This is a genomic window from Domibacillus sp. (assembly GCF_031181085.1).
In the GTDB taxonomy this organism is placed as follows: domain Bacteria; phylum Bacillota; class Bacilli; order Bacillales; family Domibacillaceae; genus Domibacillus.
Genome location: NZ_JAPSLE010000012.1, coordinates 16816 through 42253, shown reverse-complemented (window position 1 = coordinate 42253; position 25438 = coordinate 16816). Strand labels below are relative to the sequence as shown.

At 46.5% G+C, this 25438-nt stretch carries 19 protein-coding genes; 3 read left to right on the top strand and 16 right to left on the bottom strand.

Features of this window, described 5'->3' with window-relative positions:
- Positions 1-5: 5 nt before the first annotated feature.
- The 8 genes from RIN81_RS14685 to pdhA form a co-directional block, all read right to left on the bottom strand.
- Positions 6-485 carry a PTS sugar transporter subunit IIA gene (locus RIN81_RS14685; RefSeq protein WP_309091427.1) on the bottom strand — a complete coding sequence of 160 codons (480 nt, stop codon included), beginning with the start codon at positions 483-485 and terminating at the stop codon, positions 6-8.
- The gene (locus RIN81_RS14680; protein ID WP_309091425.1) at positions 448-2559 is read right to left on the bottom strand and encodes a BglG family transcription antiterminator; all 2112 of its coding nucleotides are present in this window, start codon (positions 2557-2559) and stop codon (positions 448-450) included. Before RIN81_RS14680 ends, RIN81_RS14685 begins: the two co-directional genes overlap by 38 nt.
- A 159-nt stretch (positions 2560-2718) precedes the next feature.
- Positions 2719-3663, bottom strand: a complete 945-nt coding sequence (locus RIN81_RS14675) for a sugar-binding transcriptional regulator (RefSeq protein WP_309091423.1) — start codon at positions 3661-3663, stop codon at positions 2719-2721.
- A 167-nt stretch (positions 3664-3830) separates the two neighbouring features.
- Positions 3831-4772, bottom strand: coding sequence for a sugar-binding transcriptional regulator (locus tag RIN81_RS14670; RefSeq protein ID WP_309091421.1), 942 nt, complete (start codon positions 4770-4772; stop codon positions 3831-3833).
- 20 nt (positions 4773-4792) lie between these two features.
- Positions 4793-6181, bottom strand: coding sequence for a dihydrolipoyl dehydrogenase (gene lpdA, locus RIN81_RS14665; RefSeq protein ID WP_309091467.1), 1389 nt, complete (start codon positions 6179-6181; stop codon positions 4793-4795).
- A gap of 9 nt (positions 6182-6190) precedes the next feature.
- Positions 6191-7522 (bottom strand): dihydrolipoamide acetyltransferase family protein, encoded by a 1332-nt coding sequence (locus RIN81_RS14660; RefSeq protein WP_309091419.1) that lies wholly within the window; start codon positions 7520-7522, stop codon positions 6191-6193.
- Between the two features lie 15 nt (positions 7523-7537).
- On the bottom strand, positions 7538-8545 hold the full coding sequence (locus RIN81_RS14655) for an alpha-ketoacid dehydrogenase subunit beta (RefSeq protein WP_309091417.1): 1008 nt from the start codon (positions 8543-8545) through the stop codon (positions 7538-7540).
- Between the two features lie 20 nt (positions 8546-8565).
- Positions 8566-9549 carry a pyruvate dehydrogenase (acetyl-transferring) E1 component subunit alpha gene (gene pdhA, locus RIN81_RS14650; protein ID WP_309091416.1) on the bottom strand — a complete coding sequence of 328 codons (984 nt, stop codon included), beginning with the start codon at positions 9547-9549 and terminating at the stop codon, positions 8566-8568.
- A gap of 202 nt (positions 9550-9751) precedes the next feature.
- Here pdhA and RIN81_RS14645 point away from each other — a divergent pair, with 202 nt between their 5' ends.
- Positions 9752-10531 (top strand): Cof-type HAD-IIB family hydrolase, encoded by a 780-nt coding sequence (locus tag RIN81_RS14645; RefSeq protein ID WP_309091414.1) that lies wholly within the window; start codon positions 9752-9754, stop codon positions 10529-10531.
- Between the two features lie 44 nt (positions 10532-10575).
- On the opposite strand, the gene RIN81_RS14640 is transcribed toward RIN81_RS14645, so the two are convergent.
- From RIN81_RS14640 to fdhD, 4 genes are all read right to left on the bottom strand, one after another.
- The gene (locus tag RIN81_RS14640) at positions 10576-11364 is read right to left on the bottom strand and encodes a formate/nitrite transporter family protein (RefSeq protein WP_309091412.1); all 789 of its coding nucleotides are present in this window, start codon (positions 11362-11364) and stop codon (positions 10576-10578) included.
- Between the two features lie 73 nt (positions 11365-11437).
- The gene (locus tag RIN81_RS14635; RefSeq protein WP_309091410.1) at positions 11438-12055 is read right to left on the bottom strand and encodes a helical membrane plugin domain-containing protein; all 618 of its coding nucleotides are present in this window, start codon (positions 12053-12055) and stop codon (positions 11438-11440) included.
- Entirely contained in the window at positions 12048-15005 is a 2958-nt protein-coding gene (gene fdhF / locus RIN81_RS14630) for a formate dehydrogenase subunit alpha (protein ID WP_309091408.1), read from the bottom strand. Before fdhF ends, RIN81_RS14635 begins: the two co-directional genes overlap by 8 nt.
- Positions 15006-15285: 280 nt before the next feature.
- Entirely contained in the window at positions 15286-16077 is a 792-nt protein-coding gene (gene fdhD / locus RIN81_RS14625) for a formate dehydrogenase accessory sulfurtransferase FdhD (RefSeq protein WP_309091406.1), read from the bottom strand.
- Between the two features lie 120 nt (positions 16078-16197).
- Here fdhD and RIN81_RS14620 point away from each other — a divergent pair, with 120 nt between their 5' ends.
- Positions 16198-17082 carry an NAD(P)-dependent oxidoreductase gene (locus tag RIN81_RS14620; RefSeq protein WP_309091404.1) on the top strand — a complete coding sequence of 295 codons (885 nt, stop codon included), beginning with the start codon at positions 16198-16200 and terminating at the stop codon, positions 17080-17082.
- 105 nt (positions 17083-17187) lie between these two features.
- On the opposite strand, the gene yidA is transcribed toward RIN81_RS14620, so the two are convergent.
- Both yidA and RIN81_RS14610 read right to left on the bottom strand, forming a co-directional pair.
- Entirely contained in the window at positions 17188-17997 is an 810-nt protein-coding gene (gene yidA / locus RIN81_RS14615; RefSeq protein ID WP_309091402.1) for a sugar-phosphatase, read from the bottom strand.
- A gap of 135 nt (positions 17998-18132) precedes the next feature.
- Positions 18133-19110, bottom strand: coding sequence for an aldo/keto reductase (locus RIN81_RS14610; RefSeq protein ID WP_309091400.1), 978 nt, complete (start codon positions 19108-19110; stop codon positions 18133-18135).
- Positions 19111-19299: 189 nt separating this feature from the next.
- On the opposite strand from RIN81_RS14610, the gene helD reads away from it, so the two are divergent.
- Entirely contained in the window at positions 19300-21627 is a 2328-nt protein-coding gene (gene helD / locus RIN81_RS14605; RefSeq protein WP_309091398.1) for an RNA polymerase recycling motor HelD, read from the top strand.
- Between the two features lie 41 nt (positions 21628-21668).
- Here the strand turns inward: helD and RIN81_RS14600 are convergent, their stop codons facing one another.
- Together RIN81_RS14600 and RIN81_RS14595 are read right to left on the bottom strand one after the other, a co-directional pair.
- Complete coding sequence (locus tag RIN81_RS14600) at positions 21669-22097, bottom strand: VOC family protein (protein ID WP_309091396.1); 429 nt, start codon at positions 22095-22097, stop codon at positions 21669-21671.
- Positions 22098-22226: 129 nt separating this feature from the next.
- A complete protein-coding gene (locus tag RIN81_RS14595; RefSeq protein WP_309091394.1) occupies positions 22227-25340 on the bottom strand; it encodes a PAS domain S-box protein in 3114 nt (1037 codons plus the stop codon).
- Positions 25341-25438: the final 98 nt, after the last annotated feature.

Here is a 25438-nt window from a genome sequence, read left to right as displayed (position 1 = left end):
TCATCTTACTTTATTTCGATAAGCTGCAATTTATTATTCAGCAGCTCGACAATTTTTTCTTCTGCCTCGGCATTTTTAATGGCTTCCATCGCTTGTTCATCCTGAAAAACATTCATCAGCCGCTGCAGCATGGCCAGCTGCTTTTTCGGATCAGAGATTGCCAGTATCAGTACAATATCGACACTAATTTGTGTGTCCGGGCTGCCCATCATATTGAATACAACCGGGTTTTGCAGGACACTGACCGCGATAGCCGGCTTCAACACATGCTCTGAGTCCGTGTGCGGAATTGCCACACCCATTCTTGAAAGCGGCAATCCGGTCGGGTAGATTTCCTCCCTCTTCAACACGGCTTCTAAAAAAGACTTTTTTACATACTGGTGTGTATGCAGTTTTTCAAACAAGTGCTCAATAACATCTGAGCTTGAGCGGTGATTTGCTTGAAGTTCAATCAGCTGTTTCGTTAAGGTAATGTGACTGTCCATTTTGCTCACCCTTTTCTATATACATTTTAATTCTCCCGGCAGCGTCCGCTTTGCTTTTTGCTTTTGCTATTCGCTGAACTTCTTCGTGCTCAAGCGCCAGCTGTGAAAGCTGAAACAATGCTCGAATATGCTTTTCTTTGTCTTTTGCCGCAATCACGACCACTAAATGAATATGAAAATGGTCAGAAAATGGCACACCATCCTCGATGCACAGCAGGCCCATCGCTGTTTCGTGCACGCCTTTTTCCGGGCTCGCATGAGGGATAGCGACATGTTTTCCCAAAACCATATAAGGGTTTTCGTAGTTGTGTTCTTTGATCACCGCTTCTGTGTATTCCGGCTCGATTTTCCCGGCTTGAACGAGCGGAGCTGCGGCCAGACGGATGGCCTCTTTCCAATCGGACACAGATGGGACAATGGTCAGCGTGCTTTCGTTGATAAAATGGGTCAGGTCAAGCCGCTCCTGTTTTTTCAGTGTTTGAATCCCTGCCCCTGCCTGCTTCGCCTCGAGCAGTGTCTGTAATTCTTTTTTTAGCTTTTTTTCGTCTTTGATCTGGCCATGCTTGTGAATAATTGAAAAAATTTCTTCCACATTCAAGGCGGATGGCACATATCCATATAACTCCTGCATCACCCGTTTCCTAAGCTGCATTTTCTCTTCTTCCGTCGGCAGCTGCTTTACAATAAACAGGGGTTTGTCCGTCAGCAGTACATGCGGGGCAAAAACCAATTCGTACTCGCGCTTATAATGCTGAAATTCCCTGATCGATAGAGAATCCCAAAATAAAAACTCCGGAAAAATGGTTTGAAGTGTTTGTTTCATCAGCTTTGAAACTGACAATCCGTTTGGACAAACCACGACCGCCCGTATTTTGCTGTCGATCCGGTCCCCCTGCCGTTCGAGCCATCCCCCTATAAACATCGTTAAGTAGACGATCTCACTTTCTGGAATAGGCTCTCCAATCAGTTCTTCTAACGGTGCGATAGACTGCTTAATTAAAAAGTGAAGTTCTCCAAATTCTGCATCGATTTTTTCGGCGTACTGGTTAGAAGTGGTCAGATGATACTTGATCCGGTAATAAGCCGGCTTCATATGAATAAAAATAAGCCGGGTTAAGTTTTCTTTTTCCTTTAGCTCAATGCAGGCATTTTTTTCAAACAAGTGCAAGGTGGTTTCTACTGCTTTTACGAGTTCAGGAAGATCTGTATCTGTCAGGACCTCATAGGAAGAAACATTGGATGCCAAGAGGTTTAAGGCGATAAACAGCCGCTCTTCCCTTGGAATGGTTTCATCACCCTGCAATAGCAGCTCGACCGCCTGATATTCTTTTGTATCTGACAGTTCCTCGTAATGAATACAAAATGCCGCATCAATTCGTTCAAATTGCTCAATTCTCTCCAGTGTAATCGCAAGGATGTAAGGAAGCTGCTTCATTTTTTCGTCGGTAAACGTTAAATTCAGCTGCTGTTCTACTTGCTCAAGCCATTGCTGAATATCCACTTTTCTTTGTTTATGAATTTCTTTGACACTTTCAAGAGCCCATTCCCCATGCTCTTTTTCAAGTATTCTTTGCACAAGATAGATCAGAAATTTTCTTTTTTGAATTTCACTTCCGATCATTTCGTACCCGCTCTGCCGAGAGTAGCCTACTTCAAGACCGTGCGGCTGCAGCAGCGTTTGAGCCATTTTCAAATCATTTAAAATGGTATTCTTGCTTACACATAGAGCACTCGTAAAATGGATAAGCGACAATTCCTCCCTTTTGCTTAAAATCATAAGTAAGATGAGCTCTGCCCGTTCATTCTCAGAAAAAATATACGGCTGCCCGGCGGCCTCTGCTTGATGATCCATTTTGAAGTAGGAGCGGACTTCTGTTTGAATGATAAAAAATCCATTTTTTGCCTTTTCAATAACAGGCAAATTATTTGAGGTCAGCCAGCTGTTAATTTTGTTAATACTGTAACCGACCTGGCGCCGGCTCAGCCCGTACTTTTCCTCTAAATCCTTGTTTTTAACATGAGGATTGAAAACGAGGTCTTTTAACAGTAAGCTGCTTCTTTCGTCCAGATACATCAATATGTCCTCCTTGCTTAATTACATGCTATCACGATTTTTTCTGAAAATGTATGCGTTTTCATCACAGTTTTTATCCATCGCTGTGTACACAATTGTGCTGAAACGAAACAAATGAAAAAACTGCCAGGAACCTCCGGCAGCTTAAACAGCAATGTTTTAGTTTAAAAGAGCTAATGCGGTTTGTTCATCGGTAATGAGCGTTTGTACGTAGCCGCCTTTCAAGGCCGCTTCGATGCTTTCCGCTTTGTAGGTTCCCTCGACAATGCCGATCACGTACGGAATGTTCTTTAAGTCTCTCAGCCGAAGGCCGATAATCCGCTTGTTTAATTCATGTTCAATTGGGACACCGTCCTGATCGAAAAAACGGGAACCGATGTCTCCGATGGCGCCTGCTTTTTTCAAGCTTTGGATATCCGTTTCATGGATATAGCCGATGTCTTTCATCGTAGAGCCCTTGTGCGGGTTCCCGATTCCGACAATCGCTACCTCTACATTTTTTCCTTCTTCGAGCACCTGGGCAATGTCCTGCATTTGTACGAGCCGTTCGGTTAATTCGACTGATTCTACAATGGCAGGTGCGTACAAGTATGAGCAGGTGCCGTTCATTTTTTTCGCCAGCTCGTACGCCAGCTGGTTGGCATGAATCTCCACACTTTTCGTTCCCATGCCGCCGACAAGCGGCACAATATTCATATTCTCCCGCCGTTCAAATGGATATTCCTTTACAAATTCAGACAGTGTCGTCCCCCAGGAAATGCCGAGCCGCTCCACATTTGTTTTTAAATGACGCGACACGTAATGGGCAGCGGCCTGCCCGACCGCACGGCGAACCATATCTGGTGTAAAACCGACCGATGGAACCACGACGGTATCTTGAAGACCGAACTTTTCTTCCAATCCTTTCTCCAGCTCTACCGTATGCACGCTTTCGTCTTTTATGTACACTTCTACAATGCCGGCGTCTTTTGCCCGCTGCAGCATTTTAGAAATTACGGGACGGGATACCCCGATTTTTTTGGCAATCTGCTGCTGTGTCCAGCCTTCTGTATAATATAAATTCGCTACTTTCACAAGTTGACGGCGCTCTTCCCAGCTTAACATTGAAACCCCTCTTTTTGTTTATGTCATAGATAATGTTTTGGCAGGACGTAATACGTCTCTTTCTATTTTATTATAACAATTACACACAAAGATGAGAGCGTTTTCTTTAAGGAAAGGAAGAAAAAAACACACCTTGTTTCAGATGTGTTCTTTTGTAAGCGCCTCAATCAATTGGTCAGAAGCGCCATGGCCAAACCTTCATCAACGACCAATATATTGACGATTCCGCTTGTGAGAAGGCCCTTCATGCTTCTTTGTTTGTTCGTTCCATCTGCCACTGCCATGACGGATGGAATTTGTTTAAGCTGCTCAAGCGGAATGCCGACTACTCTGTTGTTAAAAGGGTGCTCAACGGCAGAGCCGCGGTCGTCAAAAAAGCGGAATCCAACATCGCCCGCTGCTCCTGCTTCTTTAAGAGATTCCGCTTCTTCTTTACGAAGGTAGCCTACTTTCTCAAGCGTCGAATCTTCGTGCGGATTGCCTACGCCGATAATTGCCATTTCCACGCCGGCTCCTTCATGAAGCACACTTTTAATGTCAGCCATCTTCATAAAGTGCTCTTTCATTTCTTCTGAATCTACAATCGCCGGCGCATATAAATACGAACAGGAGGCGCCGCTTTTTTTCGCCAGCTCATAAGCCAGGTGATTCGCGTGAATATCGATCGATGCCCTTCCCATCCCGCCTTCAAGCGGGACAATGTGCAAATCCGGACGCTTATCAAACGGAAAATGCTTTACAAGCTCCGCCACGGTGGTTCCCCAGGAAATACCGAGACGATTCACATTTCTGGTTTTTTTAGCGGCATAATACGCACCGGCTGCTGCAACAGTACTTTTCATAGAATGACCCTGTGCCCGGCTTTGAGGCACGACGACTGCTTCGTGAAGGCCGTATACCGCTTCAAGCCGCTGTTCCAAGGCAACTGTATGAACCGTTTCATCCTTAATAAACACTTCGACAATTCCCGCATCCTTTGCCCGCTGAAGCAGCCGGGAGACAATGGGACGGGACATGCCGATTTGCTTGGAAATTTGCGCCTGTGTCCATTCATCGTGGTAGTAAAGCGAAGCGGTTTTCACCATCAGCTTTTGTTCGTCCCCTCCCATATTCATGCCTCCTTTTTTGGTTATGCCTGCTTCTTCAGCTTATTGACCGCGTGAACCGCTGTTTCAAAAAATGTTTCCGAGATCGTTGGGTGCGGATGAATCATTTTGGCTGCTTCATCCAATGTGCCTTCTAAATACATAAATGCAGAGGCCTCAGAGATCATTTCGGTTACGTGCGGGCCGGCCATCACCACACCGATAATTTCACCGTACTTCGCTTCGTATATGATCTTCGTAAATCCTTCCGGCTCGCCGGCTGCCAGCGCTTTGCCGCTCCCGGCAAAATCAAATTTTTCAACCCGTACGTCGATCCCCTGCGCTTTTGCTTCGTCTTCTGTTAAGCCAACGCCCGCAATTTCCGGCAATGTATAAATACAGCGCGGCATCACTTTGTAGTCGATTACATCCGGGACGCCAGCTGCATTGTTTGCCGCCACGACTCCTTCTGCGCTTGCCGCGTGGGCCAGCTGCCAGCCGCCGATGACATCACCGACCGCGTAAACGTTAGGACTGCTCGTTTCCATCCGCTCGTTTACAGCGATAAACGGCCCATTCATGTTCAAGTTCAGTTCACTTGTTGCAGATACATTCGGCCGTCTTCCTGTGCTGACAAGCAGTGTATCAGCTTCCACTTCAAACTCTTTTTCTTTCGCATCCACACAGGTGACGATTTTGGTCCCGTTTTCTTCCCGCACCGACTGCACTTTCGCTTTTGTCTGGATCGCGACGCCTTTTTTCTTCAGCGCTTTTGCTAACAGCTTGGCAGCTTCCGCGTCTTCTGTCGGTACAATTCGATCCGCTGCTTCCACAATCGTGACCTTTGACTTGAGAGAAGCGAAGATGCAGGCAAATTCCACACCGATCACCCCTCCGCCGATAATGACGACGGACTTTGGAATCTCTGGAATATCAAAAATCGTGTCACTCGTATCAAAGTGGACTGAGTCAAGGCCAGGGATCGGCGGCACAGCCGGTGTTGAACCGGTAGCGACGATCACTTTCGCCGCCTGGATCGTTTCTTCACCAGATTCCGTTTTGACCGCTACACGCCCGCCTTCTTTAACAGAGCCGAAGCCGTTATAAACATCGATTTTGCCCTGCTTCAGCAAAAACGCAATGCCGCCGCGCAGCCGTTCAATTACGTCATTTTTCCGCTGTTTCATTTTATCGAACGAAAGCGTCATTTCCCCGGTTTCAATGCCCCAGTTCTTCGCTTTCTCGATGGATTCAATGATTTCTGCATGCTTGAGCAATGTTTTAGATGGAATGCAGCCGCGGTTTAAACACGTGCCGCCTAAAAAATCTGGTTCTACTAATGCTGTCCTTTTGCCAAGCTCCGCCGCGTGAAGCGCGGCGACATAGCCGCCCGGTCCGCCTCCCACAACAACGATATCGTATGATGTCATCAGTTACACTCCTTATACAAGCAGCTCATATGGATTTTCTAAAATATCTTTAAGCTCCGTCAAAAAGGCGGCTGCCGGTGCTCCATCAATCACACGGTGGTCAAATGACAAGCTGAGTGTCATCATTGGCCGGATTTCAAGCGCTCCGTTTACCGCGACTGGCTTGTCCTGCATCCGCCCCACGCCTAAGATGGCGCTTTCTGGCTGATTAATGACCGGTGTAAACATATCAACGGCATACATACCGACGTTGCTGATCGTAAACGTCGACCCTTTCATTTGATCAGGGAGCAGCTTATTTTCACGCGCCCGCTGGCTGATTTCTTTCGCATCCTGTGTCAGCTCCGCCAGCCCCTTGGCGAGCACATCTTTAATGACCGGCACCATTAAGCCGTCCGCCACTGCTACGGCAAGGCCAAGGTGAACATGGCCGTGCTCGACAATTTCATCACCTTCAAGCGATACGTTGATTTCCGGGTGCCGTGCCAGAGCTGCGGCTGTTGCTTTCATTAAAATTTCTGTGTATGACAAGCGGAAGCCCGTCTGCTTTTCTACAACCGGCAGAAGCGATGCACGCAGTTCTTTTACTTTCGTCATATCAATCTCGCTCGTCATCGTGACGTGAGGTGCTGTCTGCTTGCTTTGTACCATACGTTCAGCAATCACTTTACGCATACCCGACATTTTTTTGCGCGTCGATGTATCCGCAGCAGGCACTGTTGTGCGTTTAGCGGAAATCACATCTTGTTTCACGACTTTTCCGTTGGCGCCGCTTCCCTGTACAGTGGACAAATCGACACCTTCTCCTTCCGCAACCTTGCGGGCAAGCGGTGTTGCTTTTGCCTCGACTGGACTGCTTTCTGCGTGAGCGGTTACATCTTTTTTATGCACGCGCCCATTTGGGCCGCTTCCCTGTACGTCACGAAGCTCAATTCCTTCTGTCCGGGCAAGGTGCCGGGCAGCCGGTGTAGCCCGCGGCTTTTCGTCCGTGATCAATGTTTCTGCCCTTCCCGCTGCAACAAGCTGCGGCTCTGGGTTTTCTACTGGAGCGGCTTCTTCTGTTTCAGCACCCGATACCCCTGGTGCTTCTTGTGGCACGTCTTCCCCTTCGGTTCCAATATAGCCGATTACATGATTCACCGGCACCTGGTCGTCTTCTCCAAAGTATTTCTTTAATAAAACGCCTTCCTCATATGACTCTACTTCAATATTGATTTTGTCAGTCATAATTTCAAAAAGCGGCTCGCCAATCTCGACGCTGTCTCCCTCTTCCTTAAACCATTGAAGGAGGGTTCCTGTTTCCATCGTGCTGCTCAGCTTTGGCATAAAAATTTCTTTAGCCATCGTTCTCCCTCCTTCTTACTTGTTTTTCACCGTTTCTTTTACCGCTGCAATAATATCCGGCACCTGAGGAATCGCCGCTTTTTCAAGTGTCGGATTGTACGGAATCGGCACTGCCAGTCCGCCCAGGCGCTTGATCGGCGCGTCTAAGTAGTCAAATGCTTCACTTTCCGCAATCATGCTGGCGATTTCTCCGCCGATGCCGCCGCGCTTCACCGCTTCATGTACCACGATGAGACGTCCCGTTTTCTTGACAGACTCAATAATGGTTTCTTCATCGAGCGGCACGATCGTACGCGGATCCACTACTTCTACACTAATGCCTTCTTTTTCGAGCTCCGCTGCTGCTTCGAGCGCTTTATGAACCATAATGGCTGTTGCGACAATCGTTACGTCTGTTCCTTCCCGCTTTACATCAGCTTTTCCGAGCGGAATAGAGTATTGTTCTTCCGGCACATGACCAGATGTTCTGTATAGTAACTTATGTTCATAGAAAACAACCGGGTTGTCATCATCCATCGCTGCCTTTAAAAGTCCTTTTACATCGTAAGCCGTAGAAGGCTGAACCACTTTCAATCCTGGAATATGGGCCATCCACGCTTCTAAGCTTTGCGAATGCTGGGCAGCCGCGCCTGTTCCAGATCCAGCCGGTGTACGGAGCACCATTGGCACTTTCCCTTTACCGCCAAACATATAACGTGTTTTGGCGGCCTGGTTGACCATCTGATCCATGGCAATTGTAATAAAGTCCGAGAATTGCAGTTCTAAAATCGGACGCATCCCTGTCAAAGCCGCCCCGACTGCTGCACCGGAAATCGCTGCTTCTGAAATCGGCGTATTGCGCACGCGCTCCGGACCGAACTCTTCAATCATGCCGCGCGTGACACCGAACGCGCCGCCGTATACTCCTATGTCTTCTCCAAGAATAAATACATCGCTGTTTTGACGCATTTCCTGGCTCATGGCTTCCCGAACGGCTTCTAGATACGTAATTTCTCTTCCTGTTGCTGACGTAGCTGTTGTCATGGTCTCCATCCCTCCTGTTTTTACGCGTATACGTCTTCTTCTAAAGTATCAATGGACGGTTCTGGACTCGCTTCCGCAAATCGCACCGCTTCTTCAATCTCCTGATTGGCTTCTTCCCGCAAGGATTTCGCTTCTTCTTCTGTTAAAACACCCGAGGCAATCAGTGCTTCCTTAAACCGCTTAATGCCGTCTTTCGCTCTCCACTCGTTTTCTTCCTCACGCGTACGGTACTTTTTCGCATCGCTTTTTGAGTGGCCTTTCCAGCGGTATGTTTTCATTTCAATCAACGTCGGCCCGCCGCCTTCACGCGCACGGCGCACAGCGTTGTCTACGCTGTTCATAATGTCGATCATGTCACAGCCGTCTACAATCTCTCCCGGAATTCCATATGCTTTCGCGCGGTCTGCAATATGTTCAACGCGGGTCATGTCTTTGACCGGGCCCGACATGCCGTACTGGTTATTTTCGCAAATAAACACAACCGGTAAATCCCAAATAGCCGCAAGGTTGACCGATTCATGGAAACTTCCTTCATTGGATGCCCCGTCTCCAAAGAAGCAAAGCACTACATAGTCTTCATTTCTCATTTTGGATGTCAGGGCTGCTCCAACTGCAAGCGGAATACCGCCGCCTACGATCCCGTTTGCACCCAAATTGCCTTTTTCTACGTCTGCAATGTGCATCGAGCCGCCTTTTCCTTTACAGTAACCGGTTTCACGACCGAACAGCTCAGCCATCATTTTATTAACATCGCCTTCTTTGGAAATACAGTGTCCGTGACCCCGGTGTGTAGAGACAATCTTGTCCCGAGGCTCAAGTACAGCGATCGAGCCAGCCGCTGATGCTTCCTGTCCGACACAAAGGTGCGTCGTTCCATGAATAAGCCCCTTCGCAAAAAACTGATCTACTTTTTCGTCAAAATAACGAATCAGCCACATTTCTTTGTATAAGTCTCTTAGTTTTTCATCCGTGATCGAAGTGGGCAGGTTTAATTTGGTTACCATGATTGTTCCTCCCTTTACTTTTGTTCGTATATGTTACATTTGTAAATAGCATATAACCTTCTCTTCTTTTCGTCAAGAGGTTAAGCGAAAATAAAGCGATTACTTTTCTGAAAATTAAAAGCGGTTACATAATGTTTCATTTGTTCGATTGACTTTCGTTTGCTAGTATATAAAGGGAAAATAAAACGCGAAGGGGATTTTTATGAGCCAAAAAATTATTTTTTTTGATATAGACGGCACATTGTACGATCATGACAAAAAGCTGCCGGCTTCTACCCGGCAGGCTATCCGTGAGCTTCAAGGGCACGGCCATGAAGTAGCGATTGCCACAGGGCGTGCGCCATTCATGTTCGAAGGTCTGCGCAAGGAGCTGGGTATTGAAACATTCGTCAGCTACAACGGTCAGTATGTTGTTTTCAAAGGAGAACCGCTCTATAAAAATCCGCTTAATAAAGAAGCTCTGCTCCGCTTAACAGATGTAGCCGTTGAACGAAAGCATCCTATTGTGTTTATGGATCATGAAGATATGAAAGCCAATACGCCTGAACACGAGCATGTTACAACGGGTATTAACTCACTGAAAATCAATTACTTCCCTGAGCATGACCCGACCTACCATGAAGGGCGCGACCTGTATCAGTCTCTGTTGTTCTGCCAGGACCCGGAAGACAAAGAATATGAAAAAGCGTTTCCTGAGTTTGATTTTGTCCGCTGGCATCCTGTCTCTGTTGATATTGTGCCGGCTGGCGGATCAAAAGCAAAAGGAATTCAAAAAGTCATTGATAAACTTGGCATTTTACCAGAAGATATTTATGCATTTGGAGACGGCTTAAATGACGTAGAAATGCTGAAGATGGTGGTAAACAGTGTAGCAATGGGCGATGGACACCCCGAAGCGATCAATGCTGCCAAGCACGTGACAACTAATGTTGATGCAGACGGGATTTTAAACGGTTTAAAAATGGTTGGACTGCTTGATTAACATAAAAAAACCACTCTCTTCATGAAGAGAGTGGTTTTTTTATGTTATTTATCGGCCGGCACGGAGCCTCTCGACACGTAAGCAATCCAATACACCATGGCAACAAAAATAAAACCGCCGACGGCATTTCCCAAGTATACCGGTACAAAGTTTCGCAGAAAGTCCATCCAGGTTAACTCTCCGGCAAAAATTGCTGCCGGAATCACAAACATGTTGGCGACAATGTGCTGGAATCCGATCGCGACAAAGCCCATAATCGGAAACCAGATGGCCAGAATTTTCCCGCCAATGTCGTCTGCGCCGTACGCGAGCCAGACAGCCAGCCCTACAAGCCAGTTGCAGCCGATGCCGGAAATGAAAGCCGGCCAAAAAGCTGTATCTACTTTTGCGTGAGCGGTTAAAACGGTTTTCTCCAAGTATGGACCGGTTTCTGTCAGTCCAACTACATGGCCGAAAAAATACGCGACAAACAGGGCACCGATAAAGTTGCTGATCGTAATCCAAAACCAATTATGCAGCAATCTTGAAATGGTCACTCTTTTAGCCAGAAATGCCATTGGAATGGCCATCATATTGCCGGTCAGCAGTTCTGCTCCGCCAATGAGAATTAAAATAAGGCCAAGCGGAAAAACGGCTGCGCCTAAAAAAGAAGCAAACGATCCCCATTCATGCGGAACATCAGCTGATACCCGGATCGCTAACAAGTATCCAATTGAAATAAAGGCGCCTCCTAAAAATCCCAATACAAGCATTTGAGGAAGCGGGAGCTCAGTTTTTGTTTTACCTGCTTCTATGGCCACCTGGGCAATTTTCTTAGGGGGATAATAAGCCATCTGAAGCCCTCCTGGTCTATAATAGAAAAGCAGTGCGTTCAACCGGTATTCTTAAACGCACTACTTTTTCTTTTTACTGATGATGAATGACGTCGTACTCGAGAGATTCTGACTCTGTTTTACTCGACTGCTTTGATAAAAGAATGACGCTGGCAAGTGACAGGCCTGCGGCTACAAGCCAGCTCTTTTTTCCTTTTTTCTTCTTTGGCACAGGCTGCGGCTGCGGCGCGGCTGCTCCCATTCCTTTGAGGAACGAAAGAAGAAATACGAGCGCTTCTTTTGTTTCCGGAGCGGCTAAGGTTCGAAGCATGAAACCGTAGCCCGTTTCTTTATTCTCTGAGCGGACAGCGTGATGTAAGCCGCCGTTGATTTTTTCAATAAATGGATTCATGTCTTCAATATTGATTTTTCCAAGCGAGCCAAGCAGAAGCAGGCTGTTTTTAATCATTTTCGCTACTTCAGGCTTGTCCGTTGCTTTAACCAGCACATCAAGTACCTCATCACCTTTATCAAACAAGCCGGTTACCACATCCAGGCCGCTGCGGTCTTGAATTTTATTCAGCATATGCAGAAAATCTTTAATGACTTCTTTGTGTTCAATGAGCAACGTTCCCAATTCTTCAAGGTCCCGGCGGCGCTGTTCTTCTTCACTGATTTCTAAGCGGCGTATCGACGTGATTGCTCTAGCCACGCTTCGACACTCCTTTCGTTACCAAGTCACCAGGGAACACATAATCTGGCCGCGCCCATTTTTTCTCAACTTGTACACCAATTTGCGGCTGCGGATTGCCGTTGCGGTGATTGATGCTTGGCAATGGGCTGTCTCCTTTGGCTGATAAGATTTCCATTTTCGCACTGATTTCTTTGTAAGCCGGCGTATCTGTATCTTTGTCAGCATAACTGCTCGTCAAATAGTTGATCGCGCCTTCTCCCTGGCTGTTCATCGGCAGGTACACTTCTTTGCCTTTCACTCGGTCCGTGACAAGACATGGAACTTTTACGCTTCCATACGGTGATGTCAGCCGGACAACGGTTCCGTCTTCAAGCCCCCGCTCGGCCGCAAGCTCCGGTGATACCTCCAAAAAGACGCTCGGTGTTTTCGAAGAAATACCAGCAGATTTATACGTCATGTTCCCTTCATGGAAGTGCTCCAAAAGACGGCCATTGTTGACATGGAGATCATACTCTTCCTCGTATTGGAGCGGCTCGGTCCACTCGACTGGATAAAGCCGTGCTTTGCCGTCCGGGAACGGGAACAGCGTTTTAAAGAGCAGCGGTGAATCAGTCCCGTCTTCCGCTACCGGCCATTGCAGGCTGTTAAAGCCTTCAAGACGGTCGTATGTGACACCTGAATAAATCGGCATCAAGCTTGCTGCTTCGGCCATAATTTCGCCTGGGTGTGTGTATTCCCAGCCAGCGCCAAGGCGGTTTGCGATTTCCATAATGATCTGCCAGTCTGGTTTTGAATCGCCCATCGGCTCGAACACTTGATACAAGCGCTGAATACGGCGTTCTGTATTTGTAAAGGTGCCCTCTTTCTCAAAAGACGGAGAAGCTGGCAGAACGACGTCGGCAAACTGAGCCGTTTTAGATAAGAAAATATCCTGTACCACGAAGAAATCCAGTTTCTCAAAAGCGGAATGAACGTAGTTTAAGTTTGAATCCACTAAGCCCATATCTTCGCCTTTTAAGTACATCAGTTTCACGTTGCCTGCATGGATGCCGGACACCATTTCGTGGTTGTTTAAGCCTGGCTCCGCTGGAATTTTTGTACCCCAGCTTTTTTCATATTTAGCGCGGACAGCATCATCCTTCACACTCTGGTAGCCCGGGAAGCGGTCCGGCATACTGCCGAAATCACTTGCACCCTGCACATTGTTATGGCCGCGCAGCGGATAACTTCCGGCACCTGGTTTTCCGTAGTTGCCGGTAATGAGCAGCAGGTTCGAAATGGCTGTACTTGTGTCACTTCCGCCCACGTGCTGTGTAACACCCATTGCCCAAAGAATGCATGTTGATTTCGTGTTGTGAATCGTTTCGGCAATCGTAATCAGCTCCTGCCCAGAAATGCCGGTCACTTGCTCGGCGTACTCGAGTGTGTACGGCTGAATGCTGGCAATATATTCTTCAATGCCGTTGACCCGCTTTTGCAGAAATTCTTCATCAGCCCAGCCCTGGTCCACAATATATTTTGTGACTGCTGAGAGCCAGACAAGATCTGTACCGGCTTTTGGCTGAATAAACAAGTCAGCCCGGTCTGCCATTTCGTTTTTCCGAAGGTCTGCAACAATCAGCTTTTGGCCAAATAATTTATGGGACCGTTTAACCCGTGTAGCGAGTACAGGGTGAGACTCAGCACTGTTCGCACCGACAATCATCACAAGGCCGGCCTGTTCAATATCCGTGATAGAACCAGAGTCACCACCGTAGCCGACTGTCCGGAACAGCCCGACTGTTGCTGGTGTCTGGCAGTAGCGTGAACAGTTATCGACGTTGTTTGTACCGATGACGCCGCGGGCAAGTTTTTGCATTAAGTATGATTCTTCATTTGTACATTTTGAAGAAGAAATGAAGGCCATTGATTCAGGACCATATGTTTCTTTTATATTTTTGAATTTCGATTCGATCAATGAAAGAGCTTCTTCCCATTCCGCTTCGCGGAATGTTTCACCGTCTCGAATCAACGGTTTTGTCAGACGGTCCTCGCTGTTGACAAAATCCCAGCCGAACTTTCCTTTTACACAGGTAGATACACCATTTGCCGGTGCTTCCACTGTCGGCTCCACTTTTAAAATATGCCGGTCTTTCGTCCATACTTCAAAGCTGCAGCCAACACCGCAATATGTGCAGACCGTTTTTGTTTTCTTAATGCGCGTCTGGCGCATCGCTGCTTCCACATCAGAAATTGGCATAATGGAACTAAAGCCTGTTTCCGCATTTTTCGTCAATTCAATCATGGATTTCAGCGTATCTTGTTTAATGCCTGTTAGGAAGCCAGCTTCCCCGACCATTCCTTTTTCCATCATGGCGTTACATGGGCAGACCGTAGAACAGTGTCCACACGATACGCATGAAGATTCGTTAATCGGACGCCCATCATCCCAAACAACACGCGGCCGCTCCAGGCTCCAGTCAATGGACAGCGTTTCAGTTACCTGCAAATCCTGACACGCTTCTACACAGCGGCCGCACAGGATGCACTGATCCGGATCATAACGGTAAAAAGGGTTGGTATTGTCAACTGCATAGGGCTTTTCTTCATAAGGTTCATTTTGATGCTCAATTTTCATTTGTTTAACGGTATTGTGCACTTCACAGCGTCCATTATTGTAATCACAGACCGTGCAATACAAGTCATGATTATGCAAAATCCGGTCCATCGCGATATTCTGAACCTGCTTTACCTCACCTGAAGTGGTGTCAATGACATCCCCATCTTCAATAGGAGTAGAACAAGAGCGGACAAATTCCCCATTCACTTCAATCAAACATGTGTCACACGTTTCGATGGCACCCAGCTGCGGATGATAACAAACATGCGGTACCTCTACCGCCTGCTCCTGAAGTGCCTGCAAAATAGATACGTCTCCCGGAATACTCATTTTCTGCCCGTTAATCGTCACCTTTACGTAATCGGTCACAGCAAGAACTCCCCCTCTTTTTCATGATCATTGTGCCTGCCCATTTTTATCATTTTCTATCATTTCAAAAGACTTTGTAAAAATACCCTTTCGGGAATAGAAATAAACAAAAAAAGACAGCATGCTCTTGTGAGCACGCTGTCTGCTTCTTTCGTTTCCCGTCGAAAGAAATGCCATTACGATCATGATAGAAAAAACGAGGTGGCTCGTTTTCTATTTCCTTCATCACCGAAGGAAGCCTTTTCATGTAAGCGTTATCCATTATAGCAAAGAGCCTTTTTTAACGCAAGATGATTCGTTCAGGCCCAGTATACACGTTCATAGAGCCGCCCCGGATAAAGCCAACCGTAGTAATGCCGAGTTCTTCGGCTGCCTGCAGAGCCAATTCTGTCGGCGCTGATTTTGACAAAACCATTTCACAGCCGATCTTGGCTGCTTTAAGTAAAATCTCCGAGGAAATCCGGCCGCTGAACACAAGGATTTTCCCCCTCGTCGACACGCCATGCCGCAGGCAATATCCATATAATTTATCGAGAGCGTTATGCCGGCCAATATCCATTCGATGCAGCAAAATACCGGATTCATCACAAAGCGCTGCGTTGTGAACACCGCCTGTTTCTTTAAACACATCCGCATCTTCCTGCATTTGCTTCATCAATGAAAAACAAAGATCCGGTGTTGCTTTCACATGAATATCATGCATTTTTTTTGCGGTAAGCGCGTCGTTGGCAAACACGAATCCCTGCCGGCTCATGCCGCAGCAGGATGTGACATACCGCTTGTTTTGAAGCTGTTCAAAAAATGGATTGACACGCGCCAGCTCTACATGAACAAAGCCCGAATCGTCTATTCGCATTTGCTTTATATCCTCATAACGGCGAATAACACCTTCTGACGCTAAATAACCAATAACCATATCTTCTATGTAAGACGGTGTACACACCATGGTAACAAACTCGTTTCCATTGATTTTGACCGTTACTGGCTGCTCGGTCACAATGCGGTCTTCCATCTGCTCTGCCGTTCCTTTATGAAAACGGAGCACTACCCGTTTCGTTTGGACATCTTTCATTTTGTGCTCCTCCTTTTCTTATCTTTAGCATTTTACCACCTACAGTAAAATCTAAAACAACCGCCCGGTTTTTTTGATACAATAAAGAAGAAAGCAATTTTTGGAAGGAGTCGATTACATATGAGCAAAACGGTTGGATTTATCGGAACAGGTGTAATGGGAAAAAGCATGACCGGCCATTTAATGAAGGCAGGCTACCCGGTTGTCGTCTATAACCGGACAAAAGCACGGGCGCAGGAACTGCTCGACGCAGGCGCTGTCTGGAAAGATACACCGGCAGAAGTGGCGCAGACAGCGGATGTAATCATTACGATTGTCGGCTATCCGAGTGATGTAGAAGCCGTTTATCTTGGGGAGGATGGCATTTTATCAAACGCTAAACCAGGATCGTATGCCATTGATATGACGACTTCAAGCCCCCTTTTAGCTGAGAAACTGTATGAAGAAGGAAAAAAGAAAGACATTCACGTCTTGGATGCACCGGTATCGGGCGGGGATGTGGGCGCCAAAAACGGTACATTAACGATTATGGCCGGCGGGGATCAAGCTGATTTTGACGCAGTAAAACCCGTCCTCCAAGTAATGGGGCAAAACATTATTCTTCAAGGAGCGGCCGGTGCAGGCCAGCATACGAAAATGTGCAACCAAATTGCCATTGCGTCGAACATGATGGGTGTCGCAGAAGCGATTGTGTATGCGGAAAAAGCAGGACTTGATCCAGAGCAGGTGCTTGGCAGCATCGGAAGCGGAGCCGCTGGCAGCTGGTCACTGGCAAATCTTGCGCCGCGCATGATCAAAGGTGATTTTGAACCTGGCTTTTACATTAAGCACTTTATTAAAGATATGAACATTGCGATTGAATCAGCTGAGGCCATGGGCATGAATACACCAGGCCTTACACTCGCTAAATCGCTGTACGACAAACTGTCGGAGCAGGGACACGACGATAAAGGGACGCAGGCTATTTATTTACTGCTGGCGGGCGGACGAAAAACCCTGGTTTAAGCCGGAAACATAACAAATAGGCCGGATTTTAGACGCTGGTGGCCGGAAACTTCTTTTTCCGGCCATCGCAGATAGAAATCCGGCCCAAATTCTTTTTATCCGGCCTTACACAAGCACCAATTCACGAATCGCATGGGCCACGCCATGCTCGTTGTTGGATCTTGTTTGAAAATCAGCCGCTTCTTTTACCATCGGAATCGCATTTTCCATCGCCACGCCGCAGCCTGCAAACTGAATCATCGACAGGTCGTTTCCGTTGTCACCGATTGTCATGACTTCTTCCCGTTTAATGCCCAGCTTCTCAGACAAGCGTTTCACCGCATTTCCTTTGCTGACTTCGCGATGTAAAATCTCCAAATAAAACGGTGCACTTTTCACCATCATATATTTATCATTGATTTCAGCAGGAATCGCTGCAATGGTCCGGTCCAGACGTTCCGGCTCATCAATATACATTACCTTTGGCATGGCAATATCAGCCGGCACTTCTTCTACCGTTGTATGAAGGAATGGAATTTTCGTAATAAACGCTTCATGTACGGTATACGGGCTGATCAGTTTGTTCGTCGTGTATAAATACTCTGCATCAAAAAAGTGCATCGGCGTATCAAGCGTCAGGCTCAGATCGTGCAGTGCGCGGAAATCTTCATAGCCAAGCGACTGTTTAAACACGACTTCGTTTGTATGTGTATTTTGCACGATGGCACCATTATAGGCAATCACATAATCCTCTTCATTTTCAAGGCGTAGGTCCTTTAAGTAGCGGCGTACGCCGGCAAGCGGACGGCCTGTGCAAAGAACCACCTTCACACCGCGTTCCCGAGCTTCATCAAGGGCGCTGCGCACTTCATCGGTTACTTCATGGTGATCGTTTAAAAGCGTACCATCCATATCAATCGCAATTAATTTGTACATTTCCCATACTCTCCTGTCTATGCAATCTACTTTTTATGATAAACGAGCGGCGGAGCGGCGGCAAATCCATTTCTTTCTTTTTGGAAAAGACCGATCTCTCTTGAAAAAAGCCCGCGCTCTTGGCGCAGGTTTTCTTTATGGCAAATTCACGCCGCGTGATGCGACATAAAGGGTATACCATTCATCCCGGCTCATTTCTACATCGGCTGCTTTTGCCGAAGCCTGAATTCGTTTCGGGCTCGTTGTGCCGATCACCGGCTGAATCATGGCCGGATGCTTCATCAGCCAGGCAAGTACGATCGCTTCTGTAGTCGTGTTCTTTTCCTCTGCCATTCTCTTTACAAGTGCGGCTGTTTCCTGCACCGTCTCCGGTTTGTCTTCAAGTGGCGCCCCCGAGTACATTCCCTGTGCCAGCGGACCCCAGGCTTGGATTTGGATGTTTTCCATCCGGCAGTATTCAAGTGTGCCTTCTGGAAAAATCGTTTCACAAAATGCCGGCTGATTTACATGCACACCGGATTCGAGCCAGCCAATTTTATGCAGGCTCATTTCCAGCTGGTTCACAACAAGGCGATCACTGATCGCACTTTGCAGCAGCTTAATTTGTCCGGCACTCATATTTGATACGCCAAAATACCGCACTTTTCCAGACGATTTCAGCTGATGAAACGCTTCTGCTACCTCTTCCGGCTCCATTAGCGCATCCGGCCGGTGCAGAAGCAGTGTGTCCAAGTGCGTCGTATCCAGCCGCGACAGGATGCCATCGACACTGTTTAAAATGTATTCTTTTGAAAAATTGTAGCGTGTCGGCAGCCCTGCTTCTTTATCCGGAAACGTAATCCCTGTTTTGGATTGAATTAAAATGTTGTCACGCAATGATGGACGCTCCTTTAAGACACGGCCAAATACTTCCTCCGCTTTTCCATATGCATAGATATCCGCATGGTCGAAGAAATTAATACCGGACTCAAGTGCCGCATCCACTGCTTCATGTGCCTGCTTGACCTGCTCCTCGGCAATGGCATCACGGCTCCAGCCTCCGCCGAACCCCATACAGCCAAGTACAAGCCGGCTTGCGTTTATTCCGTGCTTTTGAATCGGTAACGTTTTCAAAGAACCATCTCCCTTATTCAGTATGTACACTCTCTTTCATTGAATCATAAAACTGCCCGGAATGCGATCCAGACCGTTTTTTTGGAAATACTATGTTCAAGCCGTGCATACGTTGTTTGAGTAAAGCATGAAAAGGTGATATAGAATGAGTAGAAGGAAAAACTTTGAAAAACGGGATGTGTTTGGAGAATGAACCAGGAAACAGAACAACTGAAAGAACAGCAGCGTGTAAACGAAGTGATTGATCTGATCGACCGAAAGGAAGAGGGCCTTAAAGAAAAAACAGGCTCTTTGAAAGAAGGTATTATCGGTCTTCGCAAAAACTTTTGGGAAGATGTAACTGTCAATATGGACGAGCCAGATGATGTCATCGAAACACAAGCCGGCATTAAGCAGCAGGCCGAATTGCTTCAGGAAAGAGAAAGAAGCCACAGGCAGCTGTTTAACGAGCTGAAAAAGCTGGATCGGCTGCGCCGTTCCCCTTATTTTGGCCGCATTGATTTCCAGGAATCCGGCGAACCGAAGCCGGAACCTATTTACATTGGCACCGCTTCCTTAATGGACGAAGCACAGGAGAATTTTTTAATTTATGACTGGCGGGCCCCTATTTCAAGCATGTACTACGATTACACAACAGGGCCCGCTGCTTACGATACGATGGAAGGCCGGATTGAAGGAGAGATATCGCTAAAACGGCAGTTTATCATTCAGCAGGGGGAAATTACCGGCCAATTCGATACCAGCTTAACGATCGGCGATCATATTTTGCAGGCGGTTTTGGGCGGAAAATCAAGCGCGCAAATGAAAAATATTGTGGCCACCATCCAAAGGGAGCAAAATCAAATTATCCGCAATCAAAAAAGCCAGACGCTGATCGTGCAGGGAGCAGCCGGAAGTGGAAAAACATCGGCCGCGCTGCAGCGCATTGCTTTTTTGCTGTACGCCAACCGCCGGACATTGCGGGCAGAAAATATGCTTCTATTTTCGCCCAATCCCCTTTTCAATAGCTATGTGTCTACGGTACTGCCTGAGCTCGGAGAGGAAAATATTCTCCAGACAACCTATAAAGAATATGTAGAGGACCGGATTGGTAATGCCTTCACCATTCAAAGCCCGTTTGAACAGCTGGAACAGTTTTTGCTGGAGGGAACAGAGCAGAAGAATCCTGCTGAAGCAGCATCTGTTCAATTTAAAGCGAGTCTCGATTTTAAAAAGATTATTGATGACTATCTCGCTTCTCTGTTGCAGAAAGGCCTCCTTTTTCACAACATTGTCTTCCGGAATAAAGTTCTCATTTCTTCGGAAGAAATAAGAGAGCACTTTTATACATTAGCCACTTCCATTCTGCTGCCGAACCGGTTAGAGCTTGTATCAGAATGGCTGCTAAAAAAGCTTCAAAAACTGGAGCGGCTTGAACAAGACGAAGAATGGGTGCGGGACGAAGTGGAGCTTTTAGATAAAGAAGATTTTTTAAACGCGTACCGGGCGCGCCAGAAAAAACAGTCAAAGAAAGAAGATACCTTTAACGATGTAGACATGGAGTGGCGTATTTTAAGCAAAAGCGTCGTGCGCAAACAATTCCAGCCTTTAAGAAACAAGATAAAGCGGCTTGGCTTTGTAGATGAAAGCGCCAGTTTCCGGCAGCTGTTCGAAACACGTACGCAGACGGCCCCGCCTATTTGGGCTTCTGTTTGTGCCAAGACCCTTGAGATACTGGACCAGCACACCCTTGACTGGGAAGACGCAACCGCTTATTTGTATTTTCAAGACCAACTGAAAGGGAAAAAGTCTTTTTCCCATATCCGCCACGTTTTTATTGATGAAGCACAGGATTATTCACCCTTTCAGCTTGCATATTTAAAAACGCTGTTTCCATACAGTAAAATGACGCTGCTGGGAGATGTAAACCAGTCCATCTTTGTGCAGGCCTTGAATGAGCTATCCGTTTTAACAGATACGCCGGACAACAAGGAATCGTATGAAAAAATTACTCTTACGCGCAGCTACCGATCCACCCGGCCGATTGTTGAATTTACGCGACAATTGATCGAAGGCGGCGAACAAATTGAAGCGTTTAACCGGGAAGGGACAAAACCGACTTTAACATATGCGAATCACGAAGAAAACCTTCAGCAAAAGCTGTTAACGCGTATTCGCTCAATGCATGAAGGAGATCATCATCAGACGATCGCTGTGATCTGTAAAACGATGCAGGAGAGCCAGCGTGTACACGCGTGGCTTTCGTCTCACATTCCCGCTCAACTACTCGATCAGGAAACGTACACGTTTGAGCAGGGGCTGGTTGTCATTCCTGCTTATTTAGCGAAAGGGATTGAGTTTGATGCGGTTCTTCTTTTTAACGTATCTGAAGATGTATACGGACGGGAATGGGAGAGAAACTTGTTTTATACTGCCTGCACCCGCGCCATGCATGAGCTTCACCTGTTTTCGTCAGGAAAAGAAACGCCGCTTATGCAGGCCGTCCAGCCCCAAACATATACGATCATCGAAAATTAAAAAACGTGCCCCGGTCATTTTGAGCCGGAGCACGTTTTTTCTTACTGTTCGCTATAGCTGATCTGCCAGTCAATGCCGAATAGATCGCGGACCTGCCCATACAGCTTGCTCCAGAATGTTTCCTGCAGCGGCATGGTCACCGTTCCACCTACAGCCAGCCCTTCAAAATAAGAACGCAGCTTAGCCATATCCGAGCCAACGAGCGCCAGGCTGATTGCGCTGCCCGGTGCATATGGCGTACCCGGAAACGTATCGGAAAACAGAAGCGTTGTACCTTCTACTTCCAAATTCGCATGCATAATGCGGCTTTTTGCTTCTTCCGGCAGCGGATGATCCGGATGCGGATGATCCGGATGCGGCGGTGCTTCACCGAATGTCATTCGCTTAGCTTCTGTGCCGAATACATTTTCATAAAAAGAAAGAACGTCCTCGCAGTTTCCATCAAACACTAAATATGGCTGAACTGCCATTCCAATCACTCCTGTTTCTCATATTCATTCTTCTAGCAATCAGCCGAAGGTACTGCTTCTATACGTCATTCTTTTTCCACATAGCCGTTCGAAAGTCCTTTATTTACAAACCATAAATCCTTTTAAACTTTATAAGGGACGGGATGCAAGAGGAAGAAGAATATGAACCGTTGTCCCTTTTCCTTCCTCACTTTCAACCCGCATCATTCCTTTGTGTTCTTCGATAATTTTGTAACTGACCATCAGCCCCAGGCCCGTTCCTTTTTCTTTAGTAGAGTAAAAAGGTTCAAACAGATGCTTGATTCTTTCCGGCGAAATTCCTTCTCCCTGGTCTTGAAATTCGATATGAAGATGGGAGCTCGTTTTTTTGCAGGTAATGGTCAGCGTTCCTTTAGAAGCAGTAGCCTCAATTGCGTTTTTTATCACATTAATAAACACCTGCTTCAGCTGATGTTTATCGCATTGAAATAAAGGAAGACTCTCTTCCATCACCGTGACAATCTCCATGTTATGCATAATCGCCTGGGCAGTCATTAAATGGACGGTTTGCGTCAGGATAAGCTCGATATCATTTTTTTGAAAGTTGAGCGCCTGTGGTTTAGCAAGAGCCAAGAATTCACTAATAATGCCTTCAATCCGCTCAAACTCTGATCTTATAATCGAAAAGTATTCCGGCTCACGCTCGTCCGTTTCTTCCAACAATCGAATAAATCCTTGAATGCAGGTGAGTGGATTTCGAATTTCATGAGCCACTCCCGCTGCCAGCTGCCCGGCCATTTCTAATTTAGCTGATTTCAGCAAATATTCTTCTGCCATTTTCTTCTCTGAAATATCTCTAAAAGCAACCACAACTCCCTGAATTTCTCCGTTTTCCAGGATAGGGGAACAGATATAGTCGACAGGGAAGCTGGTACCGTCTTTTCTATAAAAAAGCTCGTCTGTTACATGACGGGTTCTTCCATCAATCAGCGTATGATTCGGCATACAATGTTCAAGCTCATATACATGCCGGAACGTTTCTTTCGGTGTTTTGCCTAACAGTTCTTGCGCGTCATAACCAAGCATTTTCGCACCCGCCGGGTTGATTAAAGTAATTTCCCGCTTGACATCTATTGCGTAAATACCGTCTCCTATCGAGTCCAGCACCAGTTGCAATTGTTGTTTTAAGGAAATGATTTCCTTCTGTGCTTTCTTCTGTTCTGTTATATCCTTTGCAATCCCATACACACCCACAATTTGACCGTCTACTACAATCGGCATATTCGTCGCATGAACCACTACTTCCTCGCCGTTTTGATGAATACCGACTGTCTCATAGCTTTGCGGCGTTCCTTGTAATGCCTTCTCAAAATATTGCTTTATTTCCTTAAGAAACTGCTCTCCTACAAACATTTCCCAGCCTTTCTCCTTCACTTGCTCAGGCGTATAGCCTAATACTTGATGAAACGAAAGGTTTGTATTGAGCAGCGTACCATTCACATCCATACTATAGACGATGTCTGGATTAAAGCAGAAAAGAGACTCATAACGCTGTTTATTTTCCTTTAACTCTCGTTCAGTCCTTTTCTGCTCGCTAATGTCCCGGATAATGGCGGATGCCCCGGTTACCGTCCCATTTTTATCTTTAAGCGGAGATTGTGTCACACTGACTGGAATAACTCTTCCATCTTTACTTAGCCGCTCCGTCTCAAACTGGCTTACCTTTTTTTCTGAGAAGGTAAGCTGGGCAAGATGAGTAAATGTTTCCCTACAGTGATCGGGCACATTCAAAATCTCTTTGCCCAGCAGCTCGTCTTCCTCCCACCCAAATAAATCCACATACGCCTCATTCACATAGGTGACCTGGCCTTGATCGTTCATCGTCACGATCGCATCGGCGGTATTGTTTACAAAAGACTCTAAAAGCTCCTTTATCTTCCGCAGCTCTTCATGGGCTTTTTTCAGCTCTGTAATATCATTGCACGTGACAATCACTTCCGTAACCTGTCCATCCTTAAAAACTGGATTCAGTACAGCGCTGTAATGAATGCCGGGCAGCTCTACTTCGTAGGCCACTTCTTTTCCTTCCCAGCCCATTTGATAAAATTTCTCTTTTCGTGCGGCAAGCTCCGCCGGGAAAAAGTCATACAATGTTTTTCCAAGAGCTTTTTCCAGCGTTAAACCCATCCGCTTGAGCATCTGTCCTTCTCCAAATGTATGGATAAACTGACCATTTTCTTTTTTATATTTAAAAATAAGTCCTGAATGGTTTTTAAAAAGAAACTCTATCTCTTGATGAGTCGCAACCAGCTCTTCTTCCATTTCCTTCTCGCGGGTAACATCGCGGCCGATTCCGTATACACCTGCAACCTCGCCATTCACCATAATTGGAACATTGGTCAAGCTTACAATTAAATGATTTCCTCTCCTATGTTCAACCTTACATTCATAATGCTGAACGATTCCTTTCTTTGCCTCATTAAAATGGCACTGAACTCTTTCTCTATCCTCAGGGGCGATTAAAGGAAGAAAGTTTTTTCCGAGCAGCTCCTTTTTGCTATAGCCGGATATCGGCTCCGATGCTTGATTGAAACCTAGAAAATGTCCTTCCAGTGAAAAAATATAAGCAGAGTCAGGATAGTAATCAAACAACGATTTAAACCGCTGCTCGCTTTCCTGCAGCTGCCGTTCCAGCTTGATCCGCCGGTCCCGCTCAATCGCAAGTCCTGCCAGGCTGGCACACGTTTCAAGCATTTCAATTTCATGAGCAGCAGGCGTGCAAACCTCTGAATGGTAAACCGCAAATGTACCGACAACACGGTTTTCTACCAGAATCGGACTGGACCAGCAGGCTTTGAGCCCAAAATGGAGAGCATCCTCGCAAAAACCTTCCCAAAGTGGATCATTCTCAATATCAGGAGAAATAACGGTTTCTTTCCGGCAGACGGCAGCTCCACATGATCCAATTGTCGGGCCTGCTTCAACAAGATGAATCGCCTGCTGATACGCCTCGGGAAGGGTCGGTGCATATTCAACAACAAGTCTGTTTTCTTCATTCACCATTAAAAGAGAACAATGTGTTTTCCGTTGAAAATGCTCTTCAAGCTTTAATGTCAGTGCTTGTATCGTTGTCTGCAGTGAATCGCCGCTGGCGAGCGTTTTAATCATCCATGTATGTAAATTTATAATAGACGCCATTTCGTCTGTCGAGACGTCGTTTGTACAACAGTTTCGATTAACCGGCTTCCCTTTGAATACCTCCATGATGTGCCTCCCGCTTTACATAATGATCTTGTAAAGAAATAAATCCCTTATGTTCTTTTTTGGAAAGAAAACGCTTACATGCATCTTTTTATGTTCCA